The organism is Branchiibius hedensis (genome assembly GCF_900108585.1).
Lineage (GTDB): Bacteria > Actinomycetota > Actinomycetes > Actinomycetales > Dermatophilaceae > Branchiibius > Branchiibius hedensis.
Map to the genome: position 1 here is coordinate 2301557 of NZ_UESZ01000001.1, position 23323 is coordinate 2324879.

20 protein-coding genes and 1 pseudogene are annotated in these 23323 nt (G+C 67.1%); 3 read left to right on the top strand and 18 right to left on the bottom strand.

What is annotated here, in order from left to right:
- Positions 1-39: 39 nt before the first annotated feature.
- The 7 genes from DR843_RS11150 to DR843_RS11180 all read right to left on the bottom strand — a co-directional run bounded on the left by DR843_RS11150 (position 40) and on the right by DR843_RS11180 (position 9621).
- Positions 40-1122 carry a BMP family lipoprotein gene (locus DR843_RS11150; protein ID WP_245934095.1) on the bottom strand — a complete coding sequence of 361 codons (1083 nt, stop codon included), beginning with the start codon at positions 1120-1122 and terminating at the stop codon, positions 40-42.
- 126 nt (positions 1123-1248) lie between these two features.
- Positions 1249-2817: an RCC1 domain-containing protein gene (locus DR843_RS11155; protein WP_109685847.1), complete on the bottom strand. Its 1569-nt coding sequence runs from the start codon at positions 2815-2817 to the stop codon at positions 1249-1251.
- 113 nt (positions 2818-2930) lie between these two features.
- A complete protein-coding gene (locus DR843_RS11160) occupies positions 2931-4529 on the bottom strand; it encodes a hypothetical protein (RefSeq protein ID WP_109685849.1) in 1599 nt (532 codons plus the stop codon).
- A 10-nt stretch (positions 4530-4539) separates the two neighbouring features.
- Complete coding sequence (locus tag DR843_RS11165; protein WP_109685851.1) at positions 4540-5757, bottom strand: amidohydrolase; 1218 nt, start codon at positions 5755-5757, stop codon at positions 4540-4542.
- 132 nt (positions 5758-5889) lie between these two features.
- The gene (locus DR843_RS11170; protein WP_109685853.1) at positions 5890-7461 is read right to left on the bottom strand and encodes an acyl-CoA mutase large subunit family protein; all 1572 of its coding nucleotides are present in this window, start codon (positions 7459-7461) and stop codon (positions 5890-5892) included.
- Between the two features lie 13 nt (positions 7462-7474).
- Positions 7475-8536 (bottom strand): quinone-dependent dihydroorotate dehydrogenase, encoded by a 1062-nt coding sequence (locus DR843_RS11175; RefSeq protein ID WP_109685855.1) that lies wholly within the window; start codon positions 8534-8536, stop codon positions 7475-7477.
- Entirely contained in the window at positions 8533-9621 is a 1089-nt protein-coding gene (locus DR843_RS11180) for a mannose-1-phosphate guanylyltransferase (protein ID WP_109685857.1), read from the bottom strand. Before DR843_RS11180 ends, DR843_RS11175 begins: the two co-directional genes overlap by 4 nt.
- Positions 9622-9717: 96 nt before the next feature.
- Here DR843_RS11180 and DR843_RS11185 point away from each other — a divergent pair, with 96 nt between their 5' ends.
- Entirely contained in the window at positions 9718-10836 is a 1119-nt protein-coding gene (locus DR843_RS11185; RefSeq protein WP_109685859.1) for a glycosyltransferase family 4 protein, read from the top strand.
- 94 nt (positions 10837-10930) lie between these two features.
- Here DR843_RS11185 and DR843_RS11190 read toward each other — a convergent pair whose 3' ends face one another.
- From DR843_RS11190 to trpS, 6 genes are all read right to left on the bottom strand, one after another.
- A complete protein-coding gene (locus DR843_RS11190) occupies positions 10931-11767 on the bottom strand; it encodes a type IV toxin-antitoxin system AbiEi family antitoxin domain-containing protein (protein ID WP_109685862.1) in 837 nt (278 codons plus the stop codon).
- A 156-nt stretch (positions 11768-11923) separates the two neighbouring features.
- On the bottom strand, positions 11924-12664 hold the full coding sequence (locus DR843_RS11195; RefSeq protein WP_109685863.1) for a succinate dehydrogenase/fumarate reductase iron-sulfur subunit: 741 nt from the start codon (positions 12662-12664) through the stop codon (positions 11924-11926).
- Positions 12661-14628, bottom strand: a complete 1968-nt coding sequence (locus tag DR843_RS11200; RefSeq protein ID WP_109685865.1) for a fumarate reductase/succinate dehydrogenase flavoprotein subunit — start codon at positions 14626-14628, stop codon at positions 12661-12663. Before DR843_RS11200 ends, DR843_RS11195 begins: the two co-directional genes overlap by 4 nt.
- Before the next feature lie 12 nt (positions 14629-14640).
- Positions 14641-15357 carry a succinate dehydrogenase cytochrome b subunit gene (locus DR843_RS11205; RefSeq protein WP_109685867.1) on the bottom strand — a complete coding sequence of 239 codons (717 nt, stop codon included), beginning with the start codon at positions 15355-15357 and terminating at the stop codon, positions 14641-14643.
- Positions 15358-15405: 48 nt separating this feature from the next.
- A complete protein-coding gene (locus DR843_RS11210; RefSeq protein ID WP_109685869.1) occupies positions 15406-15915 on the bottom strand; it encodes a 2'-5' RNA ligase family protein in 510 nt (169 codons plus the stop codon).
- A gap of 3 nt (positions 15916-15918) precedes the next feature.
- Positions 15919-16959: a tryptophan--tRNA ligase gene (gene trpS, locus DR843_RS11215; protein ID WP_109688862.1), complete on the bottom strand. Its 1041-nt coding sequence runs from the start codon at positions 16957-16959 to the stop codon at positions 15919-15921.
- A gap of 55 nt (positions 16960-17014) precedes the next feature.
- Between trpS and DR843_RS11220 the strand changes: the two genes are divergently transcribed.
- The gene (locus DR843_RS11220; RefSeq protein WP_109685871.1) at positions 17015-17824 is read left to right on the top strand and encodes a DeoR/GlpR family DNA-binding transcription regulator; all 810 of its coding nucleotides are present in this window, start codon (positions 17015-17017) and stop codon (positions 17822-17824) included.
- Position 17825: 1 nt separating this feature from the next.
- Here the strand turns inward: DR843_RS11220 and DR843_RS11225 are convergent, their stop codons facing one another.
- From DR843_RS11225 to DR843_RS20930, 4 genes and pseudogenes are all read right to left on the bottom strand, one after another.
- Positions 17826-18392: an arsenate reductase/protein-tyrosine-phosphatase family protein gene (locus tag DR843_RS11225; RefSeq protein ID WP_170119843.1), complete on the bottom strand. Its 567-nt coding sequence runs from the start codon at positions 18390-18392 to the stop codon at positions 17826-17828.
- A complete protein-coding gene (locus DR843_RS11230; RefSeq protein WP_109685874.1) occupies positions 18389-19189 on the bottom strand; it encodes an HAD-IIA family hydrolase in 801 nt (266 codons plus the stop codon). The genes DR843_RS11225 and DR843_RS11230 overlap by 4 nt, the downstream gene beginning before the upstream one ends.
- A gap of 4 nt (positions 19190-19193) precedes the next feature.
- Positions 19194-19982, bottom strand: a complete 789-nt coding sequence (locus DR843_RS11235) for an exodeoxyribonuclease III (RefSeq protein ID WP_109685876.1) — start codon at positions 19980-19982, stop codon at positions 19194-19196.
- A gap of 21 nt (positions 19983-20003) precedes the next feature.
- A pseudogene (locus DR843_RS20930) lies at positions 20004-20216 on the bottom strand (acyltransferase); the annotation flags it as partial.
- A gap of 402 nt (positions 20217-20618) precedes the next feature.
- On the opposite strand from DR843_RS20930, the gene DR843_RS11245 reads away from it, so the two are divergent.
- Positions 20619-21473, top strand: coding sequence for a hypothetical protein (locus tag DR843_RS11245; RefSeq protein ID WP_146202557.1), 855 nt, complete (start codon positions 20619-20621; stop codon positions 21471-21473).
- Here the strand turns inward: DR843_RS11245 and DR843_RS11250 are convergent.
- The gene (locus tag DR843_RS11250) at positions 21470-23278 is read right to left on the bottom strand and encodes an ABC transporter ATP-binding protein (protein ID WP_109685879.1); all 1809 of its coding nucleotides are present in this window, start codon (positions 23276-23278) and stop codon (positions 21470-21472) included. The genes DR843_RS11245 and DR843_RS11250 overlap by 4 nt on opposite strands.
- Between the last annotated feature and the right edge of the window lie 45 nt (positions 23279-23323).

Consider the following 23323-nt stretch of genomic DNA (forward strand, 5'->3'; position numbering starts at 1 on the left):
GTCGCACACTATCGCGCGACCGGGTCCCCTCAGCGTTGATCAGACAGTGCTGGGCACCTTGATCTCACCAGAGGTGATCTTGGCTTCGACCTCGGCCAACTTGTCCTTCAGGCCATCAATGTGACCACCGGTCGTGGACAGGTAGACACCCTTGTCCTTGAGGCCGTAGACCGTGTTGCCACCCTTGAACGTGCCGTCGTGCACCCGGGTCAGGAAGTTGAACACACCGACGTTCACGCCCTTGACCATGGACGTCAGGATGACATCGCGCACCGACGCGTCGGCGGTCAGTGCCTGGTCGGAGTCCACACCGATCGCCCAGTGACCCGCACCGGCGGCCTTGGCGGCCTGGAACACACCGTCACCGGACTTACCGGCTGCGGCGTACACCACGTCGGCGCCGTTCTGGAACATGCCGGTGGCGGCCGTCTTGCCCTTGGCCGGGTCGGCGAATCCGCTGAAGTCCGGCGGCTGGGTCAGGTAGGTGACGTCGATCTTGACGTTCGGGTTCACGTACTTGGCGCCCGCCTGGTAGCCGGCCTGGAACTTCTGGATCAGCGCGTTCTGGACACCACCGACGAAGCCGATGTGACCGGACTTGGAGGTGCTGGCGGCCGCGACACCGGCGAGGAAGGAGCCTTCCTGCTCGGTGAAGGTGATCTGGTCGATGTTGTCGCCCTTGGAAGCGTCCGAGGCGTCGTCGATGATCGCGAAGTCGACGTTCGGGAACTGCTTGGCGACCTTGCCGACCGCGGCGGCGTAGCTGAAGCCGACCGCGACGATGGCCTTGTTACCGTTCTGCGCCAGCTGCTGCAGGCGCTGCACCCGCGTGGCGTCGTTGTCGGTGGAGTTGGCGGTCACTTCGGTCGGGGTGATACCGAATTTCTTCTCGGCCTCGTCAAGACCCGCCGCGGCGGAGTCGTTGAAGGAGTGGTCACCACGACCACCCACGTCGTAGGCCATCCCCACCTTCAGGCTGCTGGCACCGGCGGTGCCGGTCCCCGTGCCGGTGGCGGTGCCCGACGGCGACGAGCCACTGGTGGAGTTGGAGCCACACGCGGCCATGCCGATCGCGAGGGCAGCGACAGCGGAAGTTGTCGCGATTTTCTTCAGGGTCTGCACAAGATCTCCTCCGTCAGGGCAGCAACATGATCGGACTTACCCTAACGGGCAGTTCAGCCCGGACACAGCCGATCGAGACGTTCAGCACAGCACTGGAACCGAACCGTTACCGCGGAGGCGCAGAAATCAGCAGGGCTGACCGGTGATCACGTAGCCGCCGCCGTAGAAGTTGCCGCCGCCCACGTGGTATCCCCAGACCTCCAGATCCGCCGCGTTGGTCACCGCGGACTGCAGGGTCGGATCACCACGGCCGGTGTCGAGGTTGCCGCCCCAGGCATAGACGGTGCCGTTCGAGGCCAGCGCCAGGTAGGTGCCGTCTGAGGCGAACACCTGCGTGATGGACTTGCCAGCCAGCGTGGTGAGCAACGAGGGACCACCCTGTTTGTTGCCGTTGATCGACATGAACTGGTACGTCGCACCACTGGTGGTCACATAGACGCCACCGGTGTAGCTGGTGCCCGAGCCGCCGACACCCCAGCCGTCGAAGGTCGCCACATTGGAGGCGTAGAGGACCCAGGCGGTGGAGTTGACCGCCGGGCCGCGCGCGTACAAGTCACCCGTGGCGGTGAGCGCCAGCAAAATAGCGCCCTGGGTGCTGTTGCCAGCGAAAGCTTGGATCTGCGTCACTGCGGAGGGGTTACCGGTGCCGCACGTCAGCGGTGTGCCGGTCGCGGCGGGCGCGGTCCAGGTGCAGACCTGACCAGCCTTGACCAGCGCGCCGCCCGCGCCGAACGCACTGAACCGGGTGATCGTGTTGCCCGCGGTTCCAGCCATCAGGCTCGCGGTCGGGGCCGTCGTACCGGTCGCGGTCGTCCAGTAATACAGCCCGTTCGTCGTCAGCGCGTACCCGTATCCCTGGGTGGCCTGGACATCGAGCACGGTTCCAGTGATCCCGTTGACCGCCAGAACGGTGGGTGCGGTCCCGCCGGAGGTGTAGAACTGGTACACGCTATTGCCGCTCGTCCGGACGGCGCCACCAGCAGCTGTGCTGCTCGTGCTGGTCCAGACGCTCACCTCTGTAGCGCCCGTGACGACACCCAACGTGTTCGGCGCTGTGGTCGTCCCCGTCAGGTTCTCGCCCCAGTACTTGACGCTGCCATCGGAGGTGACGATGGCGGTGTTGCGGCCGTTGTTGTCACCGGAGGTAGCACCGGTGGCTCCGGTCGTGATCGAGGGCACGGGGGTGGTACTGATGGTCGGGACCGCCGTACTGCCGCCCACTGACCGGGTGATCCCGACGACGCCGCCGGGTGCGGCAGTGACCGTGCCGGTGCAGGCCGCGGTGACCGTCGTGCCCGCGTTGGTGAAGGATGCCTGGATCGAGTACGCGCCTGCTGCGCCGGCGGCTTTGAACGCGGGGACACTGACCACGCCGTTCGCGCCGACCGCGACCGTTTGCGGGCTGGAACCGCTGATGAAGGACAGACCATCCGGCAAGGTGATCGTGACGCTCGAGCCGGCCGGAGCGACGTTCGGACCCACATAGGCGGTGAAGGTCACGGTGCCGGCCGGCACCGTCGCGCAGCGGGTCACCGTTCCAAAGCAGGTCGTGGCGACGATTTGCGGGTCGGACAACGGCGAAGCTGACGCCGGCAGGGCGGTTGCACCCACCAGGAGCACCGGGGCGCTCCACGCTGCGCCGCGGACCAGGGTGCGCCGGTCAACCTCGGGCACCGGCACGGTCCACTGAGGCATCCGACGATCGGTCACGATTCCCCTGGTGAATTACTCGTGCGCGTTCGCACTACCCGACAAGTGGGAGCAGCGTACAAGAATTCGGCACATTCTCGCTCATGCGCCCACGAGCCCTATGCGCAGTCCGTTCCCGCGATGATGAACCCGCCACCCCAGTAGTTGCCGGAGTGCAGACCCCACACCTCGAGATCCGTGGCGTTGTTGATCCCGGTCGCGGCAGGGGTCGTCCGGCCGCTGTTGTCGTTGTTGCCCGTCCAGGCGTAGACCTGCTTGTCGGCGGTCAGCGCCAGGTAGCCGCCGTCGGACGCGAAGACCTGCACGACGTTCTTACCGCCGAAGTACTGGGTGTAGTCCAGCGTGCTGAGCGTCGTACTGCCATGGCTGAAGAACTGGATGGCCTTGCCGTCCTGGGTGACCCAGACCCCGCCGGTGTAGCCGTTGTAGCCCCAGCTGTCGAAGGTCTTGACGTTGCTGGCGAAGTTCTTCCACGCGGTGGTGTTGCCTACCGCAGACCCGATCCCGTAGAGGTCGCCGCTACCGGTCAACGCCCAGGTGACCGTGGGCTCGGCGATCAGTCTGGTCACACTGGTCGGCGCGTTCGTGGCTGTCGAGAGGCTGAATCCCTGCGACCAGCTGCGGACCGTGCCGCCAATCAGCAACGAACCGCCGTAGGTGAGCGCACCTGAGGTGCCGGATCCGGCGCGGGTGCTGTAGGCGCTGAACGACGTGGCGCCGGCGGAGCCGGGCATCAACGTTGCGGTGGGTGTGCCGGCCACGTTGTCGGTCCAGTAGTACAGCCCGTTGGTGGTGAGCGCGTAGCCGTACCCATCGGTGCCCTGGACATCCAGCACGGTGCCGCTGATACCAGCGACCTTCGTCACCGACGTCGGACCGCCGACAGCGGAGCTGAACATCTGGTAGACCGACGTGCCGTCAGAGGCGACGCCTCCCGCGGTGTCATTGCTGGAGTTCACGCTGGTCCAGGTGCTGACCGACTTCACACCGGTCACGTTCGCTCCTGCGAACTGCAAGGTCAGGGGTGCCGCCGCGGTCCCGCCGAGACTGCGTCCCCAATAGGACACGGTTCCGGTCTGGGTCAGGATGGCGACGTTGGACCCGTTGGACGGTCCGGACGTGGTCGATCCCTGGTCACCGGAGATAGCGCCCGCCTGTCCGTTGGTCACGCCGGTGACCGCGGAGGTGATGGTCGCGGGGTCATTGGTTCCACCGACGCTGCGGTACAGCTCGTAGACCGGGCCAGCGTTCGCGGTGACCACACCGACACCCGTGTCGGAGACACCCTGGAACGTCGCGGTGATCGAGTAGGCGCCCGATGCGCCCGTCACCTTGAACGCCGGGACGCTCACCAAACCGTTCGCACCGACGGTCACCGTCTGGGTCTGGGCTGCGCCACTGACGAACGACAACCCAGCCGGCAACGTGATCGTGACGACCGAGCCGACCGGGGCAGGATTCGGACCGATGTACGCCGTGAACGTCACCGTCCCGGCCGGGACGGTACTGCATCGGACAACCGTTCCGAAGCCGGTGACGTTGACGATGTTCGGGTCGGACAACGGTGACGCGGCGGCCGGAAGGGCAGTCGCACCCACCAGCAGCACCGGGGCACTCCAGGCGGCCGTGCGGACGATCGTGCGGCGGTCGACTTGCGGAACCGACACGGTCCACGCGGGCAGGCGGCGGTCGGTCACGTCGCCCAGATTATCGAGGGCCAGTAGGTAAATCGAAATTCAGGCCACCGGTCAGCAGGACGGCGCCGGCCAGCACCTTGGCGGCGATCGCGATAGCCCGTTCGTCGACGACCAGGTTGCCCTGGTGCAGTTCGTACGTCGAACCGCCGGGTGTGCGGGTACCCAGCCTGGCCAGCGCGCCGGGAGTCTTCTGCAGCATCCAGGAGAAATCCTCCCCGCCCAGCGACTGCGGGGTGCCGACGGGTGCCTCCGATCCGACCAATGCTTCTGCGCTCGCGCGCAACGCCTCGATGCAGGTCTCGTCATTGACCACCGGAGGCACACCGCGCTCGTGATGCACCTCGGCATGCACCTGGTAGGGCGCAACGACCTCGTGCACGATTTGCTCGACCAGACCTTCAGCCTTGAGCCACGCTTGAGCGTCGAGCATGCGCAAGGTGCCACGCGCCGTACCGGAAGAAGGAATGACGTTCGGTGCGCTGCCCGCGTGCACCGCGCCCCAGACCAACGCCGCGCCGGCGCGCGGGTCGAGGCGACGGGACACGACGGCGGGTACGTCGGTGATGACTTTGGCCAGGGCGTAGGTGAGGTCGCCGGTCAGGTGCGGGCGGGAGGTGTGCCCGCCACGGCCACTCACCGTCACCGTGACGTCGTCGCAGGCGGCGGTGATCGGACCGGCCGCAAGACCGACGGTGCCCACGTCGATGCTGGGGTCGCAGTGCACCGCGAAGATACGGTCGACGTCGACGAGTTCGCCCTGCGCGACGACGGACTCGGCGCCACCGGGGAGCACCTCCTCGGCGGGCTGGAAAATAACCCGCACCGCGACGCCCGCCTCGACCAGCTGCGGCTCGACCGCGGCAAGGGCGAGAGTCGCACCGAGCACACCCGCGGTGTGCACGTCGTGTCCGCACGCGTGGCACATGCCCGGTTCGACCGACGCGAAGGGCAGGCCGGTCTGCTCCTGCACCGGCAACGCGTCCAGGTCCGCCCGCAGGCCGATCCGGATCCGGGGCTGCGGGGCGCCGAGTTCGGCGATCAGTCCGGTGCCGTCCAGGCGCCGGGTCCGTACGTCGCTGGCTTCGAGCCGCTGGCGGACCACCTCGGTGGTGCGGTGCTCCTGGTAACCGATCTCGGGATGGGCGTGCACATCACGCCGCAGGGCGATCAACTCGGGTTCGAGTGCGTCCACGCGGGCGTTGATGAGATCAGTCAGAGCGGTATCCACAGCGCGGTCCAGCGTAGTCAGCCACTCAGACCGCTCCCCGACCGGCTGCCAGCACGATCAGCAGGACCACCGCGAGAAAGCACACGACCACCAGCACGTAGTGGTTCGCGACGAACGCCAACACGCGGCGCACTAGAAGCTGTCGCGGGGCACGTAGGCGCCCCACACCTCGCGCAAGGCGTCCGCCACTTCGCCACCGGTTGCCCGCGCGGCGAGCGCATCGCGCATCGGCAGCAGCACGTTGTCCGCACCGGTCGCGGCCTTCTGCAGGGCGGCGAGGTGCTGCTGCACCAGGGCGTTGTCCCTGGACTCCCGCAGCTGCTCGAGCCGCTTGCCCTGCTCTGCCTCGATCGCCGGGTCGACCCGCAGCGGCTCGTAGGGCTCTTCGGTGTCGATCGTGAACTTGTTCTGGCCGACGACGACCCGCTCGCCCGAATCGATCTGCAACGCAGTGTCATACGCGGTCTTCTCGATCTCGGACTTCTGGAAGCCTTCCTCGATCGCCGGGACCGCTCCCCCGCGGTCTTCGACCTGCTTCATCAGGTCGAGCACCGCTTCTTCGAGATCGTCGGTGAGGGCCTCGACAACGTACGAACCGGCGAACGGGTCGACCGTCTTGGTCACATCGGTCTCGTAGGCGATGACCTGCTGGGTCCGCAGCGCGAGCCGAGCCGCCTTGGCCGTCGGCAGCGCGATCGCCTCGTCGTAGGAGTTGGTGTGCAACGACTGGGTCCCCCCGAACACAGCGCCCAACCCCTGCAGCGCCACCCGCACCAGGTTGACCTCAGGCTGCTGAGCGGTCAGCTGCACACCCGCGGTCTGGGTGTGGAAGCGCAGCATCTGCGACTTGGGGTTCTTGGCGCCGAAGTCGTCGCGCATGATGCGGGCCCAGATCCGCCGGGCCGCACGGAACTTGGCCACTTCCTCGAGCAGCGTCGTGCGGGCGACGAAGAAGAAGGACAGTCGCGGCGCGAAGTCGTCGACGTGCAGACCCGCCGTCTGCGCGGCTCGCACGTAGGCGATGGCGTTGGCGAGGGTGAAGGCGACCTCCTGCACGGGTGTCGCACCAGCCTCGGCCATGTGGTAGCCGCTGATGGAGATCGTGTTCCAGCGCGGAATCTCCTTGTGACAGTAGGCGAAGATGTCGCTGATCAGCCGCAACGACTGGGCCGGCGGGTAGATGTAGGTCCCGCGCGCGATGTACTCCTTGAGTACGTCGTTCTGGATCGTTCCGGTCAGCTTGTCGGCGGCGATGCCCTGCGCCTGCGCGGTCAACTGGTAGAGCAGCAGCAGCGTCGAGGCCGGCGCGTTGATGGTCATCGAGGTGCTGACCTGGTCCAGCGGCAGACCGTCGAAGAGCACCTGCATGTCGTCAAGGGAGTCGATCGCGACACCGACCTTGCCGACCTCGCCGTGAGCCAACGGCGCGTCGGAGTCGTAGCCCATCTGGGTCGGCAGGTCGAAGGCCACCGAGAGGCCACCCGTGCCATTGGCCACGAGTTCCTTGTAGCGAGCGTTGGATTCGGCGGCGGTTCCGAACCCGGCGTACTGCCGCATCGTCCACGGGCGGCCGGTGTACATCGTGGGGTAGACCCCGCGGGTGAAGGGGTACTGACCCGGCTCCCCCAGTGACGCGGCGTCGAAGCCGGCCGGTAGGTCGTCGTACACCGCCTGGATGGGCAGTCCGGATTCAGTCTCAGCCATGCTTTCAGCCTAGTCAGCCCAGCGCCTGGTTGAGCTCCATCACCAGAGCCGGCCCGCGGTAGATGTAACCGGTGTAGACCTGCACCAGATCGGCGCCTGCGTCCACCATGGCCAATGCGTCGTCGGCGCTGCCGATCCCGCCCACCCCGATGATCGGGGTCGCGGCATGCCGCGCGACGTACTCGACCACCGCCCGCGAGCGCCGGGTCAGTGGCGCGCCGGACAGCCCACCGGTCTCTTTGGCCAGCGGCAGGTCAGGATCGGCCAGGCCGTCGCGGGCGATCGTGGTGTTGGTCGCGATGATTCCGCTGACGTCCGCGTTCGCGGCCACCTCCAGAACGTCGTCGATCGCGCTGTCGGTCAGATCGGGGGCGATCTTCACGAAGACCGGGGTCGGGCGGGCCCCCGTGGCCGCCGCCAACCGCTTTGTCTCCGTGACGATCTCGGCCAGCAACTCCGCTAACGGTTCTTTGTCCTGTAACGAGCGCAGGCCCGGGGTGTTGGGGCTGGACACGTTGACCGCGAAGTAGTCCGCGACCGCGTCCAACGCCCGCACCGAGGTCAGATAGTCGCCGACTGCCTCCTGCACCGGCGTCACCTTGGTCTTGCCGATGCTGACCCCTACCGGTACGCCGACCGGTCCCGTTTCGCGCAACCGATCAGCCAACGCCTGGGCACCCAGGTTGTTGAAGCCCATCCGATTGATGATGGCCTGGCTGTCGCGAAGCCGGAACAACCGTGGTTTGTCGTTGCCCGGTTGTGGGTGTGCGGTCACGGTGCCGAGTTCGACGTGGCTGAAGCCGAGTGCGGGCCAGGCGAGCGCTGCGACGCCGTTCTTGTCCACTCCGGCAGCGAGTCCGACCCGCCCCGGGAAGCTCAGCCCGGCCACCGTCACCGACTGGGTCGGCACCTTCAGCGCGGCGGCGAGAGCGGCGCGACGCCGCGGTCCCAGGGTGGCCAGGCGGTGCAGTGTCTGCTCGTGGGCGACCTCGGCATCGCCGCCGCCGACCCGGAACAGCGCAGGCCGCAGCAGGTGGCGATAGCCGAGATCGAGGGTGGTGCGGCGGGGGTTCACGTCAGATTGGCGCGGCCGGTCTCGACGAGCTGCTCGACGATCTTCTTCACGTCCTGCGCCCGGGCCCGGCTGGTCACCAGGACGGCGTCGTCAGTGTCGACGACCACGATGTCGTCAACGCCCATCGCGACGACCGTGCGGCCCGATCGTGGCGCGACCACACCGGTCGCGTCCTGCATGACGACGAGCTCGCGGCGACCGAGGACCTTGACCCCGGGCGCATCGGCGTTGTCGGCCAACAACCCCGCCAGAGAGGCGAAATCCCCCACGTCGTCCCAGGAGAAGTCGCCGGGAATCACCGCAACCTGACCGTCAACGGCTGCGGGCTCGGCGATCGCGTTGTCGATGGCCAGCTTGGTCAGGCGCGGCCACAACTCGTTGATCCGGATCGGTTTCTCCGCGATCTGCCGCAGATACTTGGCCATCAGCGGCTGGTAGTGCTCCAGCATGCTCATCAACGTCGCGGCCTGCACCACGAACATGCCGGCGTTCCAACGGAAGCGCCCGGACCGGAAGTACTCCTCGGCGGTCAACGGATCCGGCTTCTCGACGAAGGCCGTGACCCCGTGGGCGCGTGGCGCGCCAGCGACGTCGAGAGGTTCGCCGGTCTCGATGTAGCCGAACTGGGTGGCGGCGTGCGTCGGCTCGATGCCGATGGTGACCAGTTTGCCGGTGCGTGCCACCGCGACCGCTTCGGTCACGCAGGCCCGGAACGCATCCTCGTCGATGATCACCTGGTCGGCGGCGAAAGACCCGATGATGGCGCCGGGGTGACGCGCCTCCAGGATCGCCGCGGCGAGGCCGATCGCCGGCATCGATTCACGACGAGAGGGTTCGACCAGGACGTCGTCCTCGCCCAACTCCGGCAGTTGCTCGCGCACTGCGTCGACGTGCTGCCAGCCCGTGACGACCAGGAAACGGTCGTCACACAGCGGACCGAGGCGGTCGAAGGTCGATTGCAACATCGAGCGGCCCGAACCGGTCAGGTCGTGCAGGAACTTCGGAGACGCCTCGCGCGACAACGGCCACAACCGCGTCCCAGAGCCACCGGCAGGGATGACCCCCCAAAAACCATCGATGCTCACGCGGCCAACCGTAGCCGAGAGCGTTCACGAGGCGCTCACTACCGCGTCATGTGGCTGACCCCCTGCTGGCCACCTGGATCGCGCAGCCTGTAGGCCGTGAAGGTTGCGATCGTCACCGAATCCTTCCTACCGACCCTGAACGGGGTCACGACCAGCGTTTGCCGGATCTTGGACGAGTTCTCCCGCCTGGGTCACCAAGCGGTTGTCATCGCTCCGCGTCCCGCGCCCGCCGCCTATCGCGGCCACCGGATCCATCAGGTCCGCGGCGTCACGCTGCGGTCCTTCCGGGTCGGTGTCCCGCCGACCTCGCTCGAGCCGGTGCTGAAGTCCTTCGCACCCGACGTACTGCATGCGGCGTCCCCGTTCGGGTTGGGCGCTCGTGGCCTCGGCGCAGCCCGCAACCTCGGTATCCCCACTGTGGCGATCTACCAGACCGACATGCCTGGCTATCTCGCGCAGTACGGCGGCCGGCCGGTGGCATCGCTGTCCTGGCGGTGGGTGCGCCACCTGCATTCGCTGGCCGATCTCACCCTCGCCCCGAGCACGGCGACGATCGAGGAGTTGCGGTCACGCGGCGTACCCCGGGTGGCCGCCTGGGGACGAGGGGTCGACTCCGACCTGTTCCACCCTGCCCTTCGCTCCCACCCGGACGTGGTTGCCCTGCGGGAATGCCTTGCGCCGCAAGGCCAGACCATCGTCGGGTACGTCGGTCGGCTGGCTCCCGAGAAGGAAGTGCACCGCCTCGAGGTGCTGGCTGCCGACCCGTCGGTGTCGCTGGTCATCGTCGGCGACGGGCCCAGCCGGGCTCGGTTGGAGCGGTTGCTGCCCCAGGCGCATTTCCTGGGCTACCGCACCGGGGCGGACCTGGCGCAGGCGTACGCCGCGCTGGACGTCTTCGTGCACACCGGCACCAAGGAGACGTTCGGGCAGACGCTGCAGGAGGCGATGGCGTCGGGTCTGCCAGTGGTCGCCCCCGCCGTGGGTGGACCACTCGACGTACTGCAGGCAGGTCACACCGGTTGCTTCTACGACCCGGGGTCACCGGATGATCTGCAACGGGTGGTCATGGACCTGGCCGGTGATCCCAGCTATCGCGATGCGCTGGGATCCGCTGCGCGGCAGGTGGCCGAGCGACGCAGCTGGTCGCGGACCGTCGACCAACTGCTGGCCTACTACGAGCACGTCCAGGCTCCCCGGTTCGCGGTCGCCGCCTGACGCGCCTTTCATACCGGCGGAAATCGCCACTCCGGCGGTCGCAACCGGCCGAGGCGACCGGGATAGTGAGGATTTCCGCCGGTGTGATGCGAGTTCAGCTGGCCAGGTGCAGCCCCTGGGCCACCGCATGCATGATCTGCTCCTGCACGACCAGCCACTGCTCGGTCACCTGCTTGTAGCTGACCCGGATCACGTAATAGCCCAGCAGCATCAGCCGCCGGTCGTGCTCGATGTCGGCGTCGCGCTGGGCGCCGACGTGATGGCCGCCGTCGATCTGGAGCACAAGTCGATCGCCGATCAGGAAGTCCACCGGGCGGCCTTCGAGGTGGGCCTGGGCCATGATCGGCAGTCGGAGGAACCGGAGCCGCCAGCGGACCAGCGTTTCCAGGCCGGAATCCGAGAACGGGGTCAACGCATCGAGCAGGGCGCGGGCGGTCGGTCGCAACCGCAGCCGAGCCATCGCCGGCTTGTTGACCAGGTGTTTGTTCGCGGCCGCCTCCCAGATCACCAGGGCCCGCTCGAAAGGTTGGCAGTCCGCGACCGCAGCCAGGACATTCTCGATCGAGTCGACGAGTTGGTCCGGGTGTCGCGGCACCGGCGGCCTCGCCCAGTGGACCAAGGCCCGATCGCGGACCACCGAACCCGAACCCTCCCGGGCGGCAAGGTGCAGGAGCGGGTCGCCGAAGTCCCATAGGCCGAGTCGCGCCGCCTGTGTCACGCAGGACAACACGGTGCCGGTGATGGCAGCGGTCATCAGGTGCGGGTCGGCCCCGGGCCGAGCGACCCAACCCCGGCAGACTCGGACCAGGTCGCCGGAAGCGATGGCGCGGTTGATGGCGTGCCGGCTCAGACCGGCCGCGGTGAGTACGCGGACCGGGACCACCTCGGGGAGGTGAACCAATCCGCGGATCTTCAGCGTGTCAGCGTGCATCCGCCCAGGTTGCTCCGCTACCCGAGTGCCGTGCAGCAGCCGCTGGGGATAAACGTCTCGTCTCACAACAGCGGAAATCCTCACTGCCGCGGTCGCGTTCGATTGAAGCAACCGGGATTGTGAGAATTTCCGCCGATCTGACGCGACGTGGGCCGGTCAGGCGTGCTTCTTGGCCTTGCGGAAGTCCTTGTTCAGCTGGGAGATGACGTCCAGCGGGATCTCCTTCGGGCACGCGGCCGCGCATTCACCGATGTTGGTGCAGCCGCCGAAGCCTTCGAAGTCGTGCTGGTTGACCATGCTGACCACCCGCGCGTCACGCTCGGCCTGGCCCTGCGGCAGCTCACCGAGGTGGGTGACCTTGGCGCCCATGAAGAGCATGCCGGAGGCGTTCGGACAGGCGGCAACGCACGCGCCGCAGCCGATGCAGGTCGCGGCGTCGAACGCCCGGTCGGCGGCTTCCTTGCGGACCGGGAGGTTGTTGGCCTCCGTCGCAGCGCCGGTGTTGACCGAGATGTAACCGCCGGACTGGATGATCCGGTCGAACGACGAGCGGTCGACGACCAGATCGCGCAGCACCGGGAACGGCGCCGCCCGCCACGGCTCGATGGTGATCTCGTCGCCGTCCTTGAAGGAGCGCATGTGCAACTGGCAGGTCGTGGTGACCTCGGGCCCGTGCGCCATGCCGTTGATCATCAGCGAGCACATGCCGCAGATGCCTTCGCGGCAGTCGGAGTCGAAAGCCACCGGCTCCTTCGCATCGCCCTGCAGGTCCTCGTTGAGGACATCCAGCATCTCCAGGAACGACATGTCCTCGGAAACGTCGGTGACGTGGTGGGTTTCGAAGCGGCCAGCGTCCTGCGGACCGTCCTGACGCCAGATCTTGAGGGTGAGGTTCACTTGTAGCTCCGCTGCTTCAGCTCGATGAAGTTGTAGACCAGGTCTTCCTTGTGCAGCACCGGCTTGCCGCCGTCGCCACCCCACTGCCACGCCGCGACGTACGCGAACTCATCGTCGTGCCGCAACGCCTCGCCGTCCTCGGTCTGGGACTCAGCCCGGAAGTGACCGCCACACGACTCGCGACGATGCAGGGCGTCGATGCACATCAGCTCACCCAGTTCCAGGAAGTCGGCGACGCGGCCGGCCTTCTCCAGCGACTGGTTGAGCGTCTCGGCCGAGCCGAGGACCTTGACGTTGCGCCAGAACTCGTCGCGCAACCCGCGGATCAGATCGATGGCCTTGAGCAGGCCCTCTTCGTTGCGCTCCATCCCGCAGTACTCCCACATGATGTGGCCGAGTTCTTTGTGGAAGGAGTCGACGGTGCGCTCACCGTTGATCGACAACAGCTTCTCGATCCGGCCCTTGACGTGGGCGACGGCTTCGAGTACCTCCGGGGCGTCCTCGGCCACCGGCTCGAACGGACCCTCCGCCAAGTAGTTGCGGATGGTGTTCGGCAGGACGAAGTACCCGTCCGCGAGGCACTGCATCAGTGACGACGCACCCAGCCGGTTCGCGCCGTGATCGGAGAAGTTCGCCTCACCGGTCGCATAGAGCCCGGTGATCGTGGTCTCCAGGTCGTAGTCGACCCACAGCCCGCCCATCGTGTAGTGCACCGCCGGGTAGATGCGCATCGGCACCTCACGCGGGTCCTCCCCGGTGATCCGCTGGTACATGTCGAAGAGGTTGCCGTACTTCGCGTCGATGGCCTCACGGCTCATCCGGGACAGCGCGTCGGAGAAGTCCAGGTAGACCCCGCGCCGGAAGTCCCCGACCAGCGGTCCGACCCCACGGCCCTCGTCGCACATGTACTTCGCCTGGCGCGAGGCGATGTCTCGCGGCACCAGGTTGCCGAAGGAGGGGTAGATCCGCTCCAGGTAGTAGTCGCGGTCTTCTTCGGCGATGTCGCGTGGGTCCTTGTCGCAGTCCTCGCGACGCTTGGGCACCCAGATCCGGCCGTCGTTGCGCAGCGACTCACTCATCAAGGTCAGCTTGGACTGGTGGTCGCCGCTGACCGGGATGCACGTCGGGTGGATCTGCGTGTAGCACGGGTTGCCGAAGTAGGCGCCCTTGCGGTGCGCCCGCCAGGTGGCCGTGACGTTGCAGCCCATCGCGTTGGTCGACAGGAAGTAGACGTTGCCGTAGCCGCCGGATGCCAGCACCACGGCGTCGGCCAGGTGCGTCTCGATCTCGCCGGTGACCATGTCGCGAGCCACGATCCCGCGAGCGCGGCCGTCCACGACGATCAGTTCGAGCATCTCGTGCCGGGTGAACTCGGTGACCGTGCCGGCGGCCACCTGCCGCTCCTGCGCCTGGTAGGCGCCGATCAGCAACTGCTGGCCCGTCTGACCGCGGGCGTAGAACGTACGGGCGACCTGGACACCACCGAAGGACCGGTTGTCCAGCAAGCCGCCGTAGTCGCGGGCGAACGGCACACCCTGCGCGACGCACTGGTCGATGATGTTGGTGCTGACCTCGGCCAGCCGGTAGACGTTGGTCTCGCGGGAGCGGTAGTCGCCACCCTTCACCGTGTCGTAGAAGAGGCGGTAGGTGGAGTCACCGTCGTCGTTGTAGTTCTTCGCCGCGTTGATGCCGCCCTGCGCAGCGATCGAGTGCGCCCGCCGGGAACTGTCCTGGTAGCAGAAGGTCTTGACGTTGTAGCCGGCTTCACCCAAGGTCGCCGCCGCCGCACTGCCCGCCAGGCCGGTGCCGACAATGATGACCGACAGCTTGCGACGGTTCGCCGGGTTGACCAGCTTGTTCTCGAATTTGGCTGTGGTCCAACGCTGTTCGATCGGGCCGTCGGGACACTTGGTGTCGGCAATGGGATCACCGACCGAATAGATGTCGGGGAAGGTATCAGTCATGGCGGGCAGTCCTTAGTCGATGACGCCGAACAGGATGAACAGGGGCGGCAGGATGAATCCCACCGAGATCACCAGGCCGAGTACGGCGGCCGCGGTCTTGGCGATCCGCCGTGCCGTGGGTGTCGGTGTGAAGCCGAGCGTCTGCGACGCGCTCCAGATGCCGTGGTTGAGGTGCATGCCCAGCGCCACCATGGCCGCCAGGTAGATCAGCGTCAGCCACCACACGTTGAAGCTGGAAACGACCAGCTGGTAAGGGTTTTGGGTGATACCGGCCGCCTGGCCGCCGCTGCCGACGTTCAGCTTGAGAATCGTGAACTCCAGCAGGTGCCAGATGATGAACAGCAGCAGGAAGATGCCACCCCAGCGCATCCATTTGCTCGAGATCGACGCAGCGACCCGCTTCTTGACCGAATAGCGTTGCGGCCGGGCGGCATTCGAGCGCTTCCAGAGTTGCGCCGCACAGTAGACGTGCGCGATCACCGAAACCAGAAGCACGGCCTCGATCACGTAGAGCAGACCGTGGTACGGCAGCATCGGCTCACCGATGGTCCGCAGGTGTTCGGCGTATTCGTTGTACGCCGTCTCACCCGCGAACAACTTCAGGTTGCCGTACATGTGCAGCAGAACGAACAGAACGAAGATCACACCGGTGACGGCCATAACCGTCTTCAGGAAGATCGTGCTGCCGGTCTTCCCCGTGCGCTTCACAGGAACGGTTGATGTGGCCACAAATCATGATTCTACGGACGGCGCAACCCTTTCGCGGGTCAGGCAGTCCTAACCCAACGGAAACGGGCGAACCGACTCCCAGCTGCCACCCTCGTCCTGCTCGTAGAGGTCGAACTCGCTGGCCACGAAACTCTGCCGGTAGTCGCCGAACTCCGCGGCCACCTCATCCAGCGCGGCGTCACTCACGTCGTGAGCGAGCGTCACGTGCGGGTGATACGGGAAGTCCAAGGGCCGCTCCACCGGACCCCGCCGGATCGCGGCCTGCAACCGAGCCAACTCGGCGACGCCCTCACTGACCTGCACGAAAACCACCGAAGAGATCGGCCGGAACGTACCGGTGCCTTCGAGTACGACGCGGAACGGCTGGGAGCCGCGCGCCACCTGGGCCAGGTGGCCGGCGAACTGCACCAGATCCAGTCCGGCGACATTGGTCGGCGGCAACAAGGTGATGTGGGTCGGGATGGCGTGCGCGAGTGGATCGCCCGCGCGGGCCCGCGCATCGGCGATGAGCCGACCGCCGGGTTCCGGAATCGCCAGTGCGACGCCAATGGTGCGCACGGACTATCGCGCCGGCAGGAAGCCGACGGCGTCGTATGCCCGCGCGAGCACTCCGCCTGCCACCTCCCGCGCCCGGTCAGCCCCCTTGGCCAAGATTGCGTCCAACTCGCCAGGGTCGGCGAGCAATTCCTCCACCCGTGCTTTGAACGGCGCTTGGACCTCGACGACCAGGTCCGCGACCTCGCCCTTGAGCGCGCCGTACCGGTTGGGTCCCTCGAACCGGGCGACGATGTCCGCCACGGGCTCGCCGGACAGCGCGGCATGGATCCGCAGCAGGTTGGCGATACCCGGTTTGGTCTCGGGAGCCCAACGAACTTCGTTGTCGGTGTCGGTCACGGCGGCCTTGATCTTCTTGATGTTGGCTTTTGGCTCGTCCAACATCATCAGGTTGCCCGACTGGTTGTCCGCCGATTTGCTCATTTTGGCCAGCGGATCCGCCAGCGACATGATCTTGGCCGTCTCGGAGGGGATGTGCGGTTCGGGGATCACGAACGTGTCGCCGTACCGCGTGTTGAACCGCCCGGCCAGGTCCCGGGTCAGCTCCAGGTGCTGGCGCTGGTCCTCGCCGACCGGCACGGCGGTCGCGTCGTAGAGCAGGATGTCGGCGGCCATCAGGATCGGGTAGGTGAACAGGCCGACGTTGGTGGCCTCCGAACCTCGTTTGCTGGACTTGTCCTTGAACTGGGTCATCCGCGCGGCCTCGCCGAAGCCGGTGATGCACGACAGGACCCAGGCCAACTGGGAGTGCTCGGGGACGTGCGACTGCACGAACACCGTCGACTTCTCGGGGTCGATCCCGCCGGCGAGATACTGCGCGGCGGTGACCCGGGTGCGCTGGCGCATCTGCGCGGGGTCCGGCGACACGGTGAGCGCGTGCTGATCGACGACGCAGAAGAACGCGTCGAACTCTTCCTGCATGGCCACCCAGTTCACCTGCGCTCCCAGATAGTTCCCCAGGTGCAAAGAGTCGTGAGTTGGCTGCATTCCGGACAGGATGCGCGGTCGCGCGTCCTGTCCCGGCAGCCTCGATGCAGAAGTAGGCATGTCGACCATCTTCGCAGCCCAGGCGCCCTATCCTGAACCCAGGAAGGAGCTGACCATGCTTGCTCGACAGCGACAGGAGCACATCCTGCGCAAAATAGCCGAGGACGGCGGAGTGCGGGTTTCGCACATCGTGGCCGAACTCGGCGTCAGCGACATGACCATCCGCCGGGACATCGAAGCGCTGGCCGAGCGGGGCCTGGTCGCCAAGGTGCACGGCGGTGCGATCCCCGTGGGTGAACGCACGATCGACGAACCGGGGTTTCACATCCGTTCGGAGATGAACCCCGACCACAAGTCCGACATCGCCCGGACGGCAGCGAGTCTGATCAAGGCCGGCTCGTCGGTGGCGGTGTCCGCCGGCACGACGGCCTACGCGGTCGCGGTGGCCCTGCGACCGATCAAGCGGTTGACCGTCGTCACCAACTCACCGCGAGTGGAGCAGGCGCTCTACGACCCGTCCCGGGACGACCAGTTGCTGGTCCTGACCGGCGGTGTCCGGACACCGTCCGATGCGCTCGCCGGCCCGGTCGCGAACGCCATGCTGGCGACCACCCACGTCGATTCGCTGATCCTCGGAGTGCACGGCATCGACCTCAACGCAGGGCTCACGACGCCGAATCTTCAAGAGGCACAGACCAATCGGGCCCTGATTCGATCGGCGAAACACGTCATCGTCGTGGCCGATCACACCAAGTGGGGCGTGGTCGGCCTGTCCACGATTGCGACGCTGGACGACATCGACACCCTGGTCACCGACGCCAACCTCGATGAGGAAGCGCGCCGCGAAATCACCCGGCACGGAGTCAATCTGATCATCGCGCAGACCGACGACGTCGACAGCCCGCTGGTCAGCCTGGCCCGCTGAGTTACTGCTGCCCGGTGGAGGGCGCGGTGCCGGCGACCTCGATCGCCCGGATGATCGGCGGGAGGGTTTCATCGACGTACGCCGACATGGCGGCGACGACCTCACCCGGCCTGCCGTAGGGGTCAGGGACGGTGCATTCGTCGTCGGACCGCGAGGGCCCGCGGCCGCGCAGCGCGACCGCACGCGCCACCACACCGGCCAACCCGCTGCCGTCCGCATGCACCGGTGCGTCAGCGGCGAGCGCATCAGCCAACTCCCGCAACGTGAAGGTGCGCCGCATCGCCCGGGGGGCCATCCGCAGCACCTTGCGCTGGTGCTCCCGCGAGGCCGTGATGACCAGGTCCGCTCCCTCGGCCAGGGCGGGCTGCAGCTGCCGTGATGCGAATCCCATTGCGTTGACGCCGCGTTCGAGCAGCTGCGCTTTGACCCGCGGCTCGATGTCGTCCCCGACCAGGGCCATCGTGCCCGCACTGGAAACCGATACCCCCGGCAGCGCCGCGGCCAGCAGTCGCTCGACGTAGGGTGACCGGCACACGTTGCCGGTGCACACCACCAGAATCCCGCTCACACCGGACTCAGAAACTGGTGCACCAGCGGCACCACGTCGGCGATGCTGTCCACGACCCGGGTCGGGACGTACGGGAACCGTTGCACCGCATCGGCGTTCGTGGATCCGCTCAGGACCAGGATGGTGCGCAGACCCGCTTCGAGACCACTGACGACATCGGTGTCCATCCGGTCCCCGATCATGACGGTGTGCTCGGAGTGCGCGTCGATGCGGTTGAGCGCGGTGCGCATCATCAGCGGGTTGGGTTTGCCGACGTAGTACGGCTCGACACCGGTCGCCTTGGTGATCAGCGCAGCGATCGCACCCGTGGCCGGGATCGATCCCTCAGTGGAGGGACCGGTCGCGTCCGGGTTGGTCGCGATGAAGCGAGAACCGTTCTCGATCAAGCGAATTGCCCGGGTGATCGCCTCGAACGAATAGGTCCGGGTCTCCCCCAGGACCACGTAATCGGGATCGCGATCAGACATCACGTAACCGATTTCGTGGACGGCGGTGGTCAGACCCGCTTCGCCGATCACGTAGGCCGTGCCGTCCGATCGCTGGTTGCCGAGGAACTGCGCCGTCGCCAGAGCCGAGGTCCAGATCGCTTCAACGGGCAGTTCGATACCGCTGGCGCGCAGTCGGGCCTGCAGGTCCCGCGGGGTGAAGATCGAGTTGTTGGTGAGCACCAGATAGCGGCGGTCCGTTTGTTGCAGCGCGGCCAGGAACTCCGCCGCACCCGGGATCGCGTGCTGCTCACGCACGAGCACACCGTCCATATCGGTGAGCCAGCAATCGACCGGTTTGGGTTCCGTCATGGTTTCAGTCTGCCTTGTGATCGATGATCAGTGCTGCGTGGTCACTCCACCGCTCGGCGTAGGTGGCGGCCCTGCCCACGCTGACCGCGCTGACCCGATCGGCGATCATCGGCGAGTGAATGGCGTAGTCGATGCGCCAGCCGGCGTCGTTGTCGAAGGCCTTGCCCCGCCACGACCACCAGGTGTACGGACCCTCGATGTCGCCCTCGGCGCGTCGCGTCACATCGACCCACCCATCGGCGAACCACTTACTCAGATAAGCCTGTTCGTCGGGTAGGAAGCCCGCCTTGCCGCGGTTGCCCTTCCAGTTCTTCAAGTCCTGCTGGGTGTGGCAGATGTTCAGGTCGCCGGTCAGGACGACCTGCTCGTGTTTGACCTGGTGCAGCCGAGTCGTGATGGCCTCCAGGAAGGCGTACTTCTCATCCTGCCGCGGCGTCCCCGCTTCGCCGGTGTGCACGTACGCGCTGATCACCCGGACCGGGCCCATCGGCGTTTCGATGACCGCCTCGATCCAACGACCCTGATCCTCGAAGCCGGGTAGACCGGTCGACGTCGCCGTGAGGGCGTACGGCGTGAGGACAGCCACCCCCGCGCGCCCGGCGGCACTGGCGGGGGCGTGCGCAAGGTGCCACTCGGCGTACGGCGATCCAGCCAGTTGGGCGGTCAACTGGGCTGGCGCGGCCCGGACCTCCTGCAGGGTCAGGACGTCGGGTTGCTGCCCGGTCAGCCAGTCCAGACCGCCTCGGCGGGCGGCGGCGCGGATGCCGTTGACGTTCGCACTGATCAGTCGCACGCGCCCAGTCTGCCTGGTCGCTCAGACGAAGCGCTTGGCGTATCCGAGCTGGTAGCGCAGATCACGAGTGCGGTCGCGGATGTACCGGGCCGGGTTGCCGCCCACCAGGGTGTACGGCGCCACGTCCTTGGTCACGACCGATCCTGCGGCCACCACCGCGCCCTCGCCGATCACGACCCCGGGCAGCACGATGGCGTGGCTGGCGATCCAGGCGTAGTCGCCGATCCGCACGGGTGCCCCCACCTCGGCGAAGTCCGGCGAATCGACGTCGTGCTGGCGGGTGTAGATCGTGACGTGACTGCCCAGGTTGACGTTGTCTCCGATGGTCAAGCCACTGCGACCGTCAAGGAAGGCGGTGTCCCCGATCGTGCAGTGCTGCCCGATCGTGATCAGATCCGGCGCGTAGAACTCGGCCCGCCAATGGATGCTGGAGGTTTTCGGCAACTGCATACCGGCCAGGCGGTAACAACCCGACCGCACGCGGTGCGACGGCAGATAACCCAGGTCGGCCAGCAGCCGCAGCCGCAGATCGCTCCACACGTCGCGACGCCAGCGCACCGCGGACACCGCACGGGCCGGCGCGATCCGCTTGGCTGTGTCCCGCAGTGTCCCGACCACCGGGCTAGCCTATGGCCGATGAGTCCACGGATCGGCGCCTATGTGCTCACCGGGGACACCAGTTGGCTGGCCAAGTCGTTGCGCAGCTACTACCCGCTGTTGTCCGCGTTGGTCATCCCCTGGCCGCAGGACGGGCGGGGCTGGCGGGGCCAGGAGCTGCCGCTGGCCGAGGTCCGGTCCCAGGTCGAGGCGGTCGACGACCGCCGCCTGCTACGGCTGGTCCCCGGCCGGTGGACCGACCGGGATCATCCGCTGGACGTGGAGACCGCCCAGCGCCAGGCGGCCGTCGATGCGCTGAGCGAGGAGGTGGACTGGATCCTGCAGCTCGACAACGACGAGTACCTACCGGACCCCGACCGGCTGCTGGAGGCGCTGGCGTACGCCGAGGAGCGCGACCTGCGGGCCGTTGAATGGCCCGCCCGGGTTCTGTACCGACGCACGCGAAGCGCCGTATTCCAGGTCGCCACGGTCACGGGGCAACCCAGTTATGAGTATCCGGGACCGATCGCCGTGCGCCCCAACACCCGCCTGGTCAGCGCCCGGCGGGTCGACGAACCGTTCCTGCGCCCGGTGGTCGAGGGGGACGATGCATCCCTGCAGGTGGCCCGGCCGGCGGTCAGCGGTGAGGATCGCTCGTTCCTGGTCACGCCGCAAGCAGCGATCGTCCACAACAGCTGGGCCCGATCCCCCGAGCAGGTCTGGTCCAAGCTCACCGGCTGGGGTCATGCCTCGGGCCTGCGAGGCGTCGTTTATTTCGCTGCGGTGTGGTGGCCCGCGCCGGTGACCTGGCGACTCCTGCGCAACTTCCATCCGTTCGCGCGGGCACTGTGGCCCCGGCTCGCGCGGTTGCCGAGCACGCCGGAGATCGACTAGCCGGCGCGGGACAGATCGCCCAGTTGGACCATCCGGGCGAATCCCGGACTGGCGGCGACCACCGCGTTGAACGACCCCACCGCCGCCACCTCACCGTTGTCCAGATAGACCACCCGGTCGACGTTGCGGACCGTCGAGAGGCGATGCGCAACGACGATGATCGTCATCGAGCCCTCGAGATCGTTGATCGTGCGGGCGATCCGGTGCTCGGTTTCGTTGTCCAGCGCCGAGGTCGCCTCGTCCAGCACCAGGAACGTCGGCTGGCGGTAGAGCGCGCGGGCGATCCCGACCCGTTGCCGCTGACCGCCGGACAGCAGCGACCCGCGCTCACCGACCTGCGAATCCAGGCCGTTCGGTAGCCCCTGCACCAGGTCGCTCAGTTCGGCGTCCCGGATCGCGGCCGCCAGCCGCGTCCGGTCGATCTGCGCCGGGTCCTGGTCGAAGGCGATGTTCTCGGCCAGCGTGCCGGTGAACAGGAAGACGTCCTGGGGGACGTATCCGATCGCGTTGCGCCACTGCTGCGGCGCGGTGGCCAGATTCACCCCGTCCAGGCTGATCCGTCCGCTGGTCGGGGTGTGCAGCCCGAGGATGAGGTCGACCAGGGTGCTCTTGCCAGCCCCGCTGCTGCCCACGAACGCGGTGGACGAACCCGGTTCGAAGGTGAGGTCGACTCCGCGGACCGCGTCCGTAGCCGCGTCGGGGAAGCGGAAGGTGACCTGCTCCAACGCCAGGGTGCCCTCCTGCAACGACCCGGGTGCCGGTTCGGTGACACCGTCGCGTGGCACGTAGGCGTCGTAGCGGTCCAGGTCCCGCACCATCGCATCCAACGCGGGCATGCCGACGCGCACGTTGCTCAGACTGCCGAGCAGCGCCGAGACCGCGGGGATGGTCCGGAACCCGGCGGCCACGAACACCGCCAACAGTCCCACCGATCCACGGTTGCCCTGGCTCTGGGACAAACTCGACAGCGCCAGCAGCACACCGACACCGAGGATGAAGACGATCTCCAGGTAGTAGCGCGGCAGTGAGTTGAGGAACCCGACCATCCGATCGGCGTACGCGCGCCGATAGCTCGCCGTGGCGTAGCGGTCGATGAAGACGCCCTGGACGTTACGCAGGTGGATCTCTTTGTTCGCGCCCAGGGCCTTCATCGACTCGGAGATCTCCTGACCCGCGTAGTCGGCGACCCCGCGACCGGCCCGCACCGTGCGCGGTCGCAGAACCTTCACGAACAGCACACCGGCGATGGCCAGGTACACCGCGAAACCCACGGTCGGCAGGGGCGCGAGCACGAACAGAACGACGGCCATCGCCACCAGACTCACGACGCTGGTCAGGGCCGACACCGACCCCGCCAGCGCGTAGTTGAACGCCAGGGTCACCGTGTTCTGCAGGACCTGGATGAGGTCTGCGGTCGGACGTTGGGCGATCTGGGTGTACGGCGCGTGCAGGAATCCGGACAGCAGCCGCACCGAGGTCTTGGCGCGCTCGTCGTAGATGAGTGCGGTGGACCACCAGTTGAACAGGATCTGCAGCAAGTCCTTGAGCAGGAACAACCCCACCATGAACGCGGCCAGGATGGCCACGAAGGTCGCCCGCTGCGGCGAACCCAGTAGGTGGCTCAGGGCCCCCATCACACCGGCGTCGTAGAAGGCTCCAGAAGAGATGTTCACGATCGGATACACCAGGGCGATCGCCAGCATGTCCATCATCGCCGCGAGAAAATTGCCCAACGAAACCAGGGTCAGCTTGACCCGGAAACCACGATCGGTGAAGGAGCGGATCGCGCGCAGCACGCTGCCCATGCCCTTGCCCCTCGAGCGATCGGGTTGCCTCACCGGCTCACGCTA

Bases quoted from the DNA above. Each gene is read 5' to 3' on its own strand.
- DR843_RS11245 (WP_146202557.1), top strand. From the start codon at position 20,619: ATGAGTCCACGGATCGGCGCCTATGTGCTCACCGGGGACACCAGTTGG.
- DR843_RS11230 (WP_109685874.1), bottom strand. From the start codon at position 19,189: ATGACGGAACCCAAACCGGTCGATTGCTGGCTCACCGATATGGACGGT.
- DR843_RS11190 (WP_109685862.1), bottom strand. From the start codon at position 11,767: ATGCACGCTGACACGCTGAAGATCCGCGGATTGGTTCACCTCCCCGAG.
- DR843_RS11220 (WP_109685871.1), top strand. From the start codon at position 17,015: ATGCTTGCTCGACAGCGACAGGAGCACATCCTGCGCAAAATAGCCGAG.
- trpS (WP_109688862.1), bottom strand. From the start codon at position 16,959: ATGCCTACTTCTGCATCGAGGCTGCCGGGACAGGACGCGCGACCGCGC.
- DR843_RS11250 (WP_109685879.1), bottom strand. From the start codon at position 23,278: ATGGGCAGCGTGCTGCGCGCGATCCGCTCCTTCACCGATCGTGGTTTC.
- DR843_RS11200 (WP_109685865.1), bottom strand. From the start codon at position 14,628: ATGACTGATACCTTCCCCGACATCTATTCGGTCGGTGATCCCATTGCC.
- DR843_RS11170 (WP_109685853.1), bottom strand. From the start codon at position 7,461: ATGGCTGAGACTGAATCCGGACTGCCCATCCAGGCGGTGTACGACGAC.
- DR843_RS11155 (WP_109685847.1), bottom strand. From the start codon at position 2,817: ATGCCTCAGTGGACCGTGCCGGTGCCCGAGGTTGACCGGCGCACCCTG.